1 protein-coding gene is annotated in these 336 nt (G+C 36.9%); it reads right to left on the reverse strand.

Features of this window, described 5'->3' with window-relative positions; all coding sequences use genetic code 11:
- Positions 1-276, reverse strand: a 276-nt coding sequence (locus AABK37_RS42030; RefSeq protein ID WP_432557276.1) for a hypothetical protein, incomplete at its 3' end; no start/stop codon positions are given.
- Positions 277-336: the final 60 nt, after the last annotated feature.

Genomic DNA, 336 nt, shown 5'->3' on the forward strand with positions numbered 1-336 from the left:
TGTTCCGTAGTCATCCCACAACCCCGCCAATAAATAAATGTCTGGTTTAGGATTTAAGTTTCTCGGTACTCCTGAGGGAGCTTCAATGGTAAAACTGTAACGACCCAGGAAGTTAAAAGGATTTCTTTTTAACTCATGTAAACCTATACCTGACGCATTGTCTGCATAGCCAGTCGTCACATCAATGGGAACTTTATCTGTTTCAAAACGCTTAACTTCACCTCCTGCAAAAAAGTACGTAACTATAGCTTGTTTTTTCTCGTTGCAATAAGACATAAACTAGTAAACTTTAAAAGTTGCGTTAATAGCTGAAAATATATTTTGAATGTCTGCAAT

Origin of the sequence: Tolypothrix sp. VBCCA 56010, from assembly GCF_050875635.1 — a bacterium.
Lineage (GTDB): Bacteria > Cyanobacteriota > Cyanobacteriia > Cyanobacteriales > Nostocaceae > Hassallia.